At 47.9% G+C, this 257-nt stretch carries 1 protein-coding gene; it reads right to left on the bottom strand.

The window, feature by feature from the left end; all coding sequences use genetic code 11:
• Positions 1-107 precede the first annotated feature (107 nt).
• On the bottom strand, positions 108-257 hold a 150-nt coding region (locus SB756_RS32230), incomplete at its 5' end, for a GTP cyclohydrolase I (protein ID WP_197893672.1).

The raw sequence follows: 257 nt of genomic DNA, 5'->3' as shown, positions 1-257 counted from the left end.
CAAACGGCAGCAAGCCACTATAGCCCAAGACTTTAAAACGACTTGGAGATAACGTATTGAAAACTGCACTCATGGCCACGTTCTTCCTATGCGGCTAGTATCATATTTCAGGTATGTCGCCCAATGAGGTTAAGGAATTCGTGCCGGGTAGTCGGGGAGTCTCGGAACTCACCCAGCATTACCGATGAAATCATCACTGAGTTCTGCTTTTCTACACCTCGCATCATCATGCACATGTGCTTGGCCTCGATAACGAC

The sequence above is a fragment of the Pseudomonas sp. SIMBA_068 genome (assembly GCF_046534705.1).
GTDB lineage: Bacteria > Pseudomonadota > Gammaproteobacteria > Pseudomonadales > Pseudomonadaceae > Aquipseudomonas > Aquipseudomonas putida.
Note: the sequence above shows the minus strand (reverse complement) of the source record. Positions and strands in the feature narration are given on the sequence as shown.